2 protein-coding genes are annotated in these 729 nt (G+C 69.0%); both read left to right on the top strand.

The window, feature by feature from the left end:
* A partial coding sequence (locus tag ABD352_RS57455) for a helix-turn-helix domain-containing protein (protein ID WP_344621158.1) occupies positions 1–315 on the top strand: 315 nt, incomplete at its 5' end.
* Positions 312–729 (top strand): transposase (locus ABD352_RS57450; protein ID WP_344621157.1); only part of this gene is annotated, 418 nt, incomplete at its 3' end. The genes ABD352_RS57455 and ABD352_RS57450, both read left to right, overlap by 4 nt.

The following is a 729-nucleotide window of genomic DNA, read 5'->3' as shown; positions in this document are numbered from 1 at the left end:
GGGGTGGAGGCGGCACTGGTGGCCGGGCCGAAGGCCAACGGGTTCGGCACCGACATGTGGACCCTGGCCCGGGTCGCCGAGGTGATCGAGCGGATGACCGGGATGCGGTACACGCTGTCGCAGACCTGGCTGATCCTGCGCCAGCGGCTCGGCTGGACCCGGCAGCGGCCCGCCCGCCGAGCGGTGGAACGCGATGACGCGGCGATCGAGGCCTGGGCCAAGCAGGACTGGCCGAGGATCAAAAGGGGGCTCGACGACGCGGCGCCTGGATCTGTTTCGCTGACGAGAGCGGATTCTCGCTCCTGCCCGCAGTGAGGGGCACGTGGGCACCGCGCGGGCAGACCCCGGTGCTGCGGCACCGGTTCTCCTGGACCCGCATGTCCATGGCCGGTGTCCTGGCCTACCGGCCCGACCGCAGCCGGGCGAAGCTGGTGTTCCAGACCAAGCCGGGCAGCTACAACACCGAAAGCCTCATCGCGTTCCTCACCGAGTTGCGCAAGCACCTGCGCGGACCGGTCACGCTGATCTGGGACGGGCTGTCGGCGCACCGCTCCAAGGACATGAAGCAGTGGCTGGCCACCCAACGACACTGGCTGGTGGTGGAACAGCTGCCCGGCTACGCCCACGACCTCAACCCCGTGGAACTGGTCTGGGGCAACCTCAAAGCCACCGAACTGGCCAACCTCTGCCCCGAACACATCGACGAAGCCGACACCGCTGCACACACCG

Origin of the sequence: Dactylosporangium salmoneum (genome assembly GCF_039532525.1) — a bacterium.
Taxonomy (GTDB): Bacteria; Actinomycetota; Actinomycetes; order Mycobacteriales; family Micromonosporaceae; genus Dactylosporangium; species Dactylosporangium salmoneum.
This window is presented reverse-complemented; position numbering and strand designations above follow the sequence as displayed.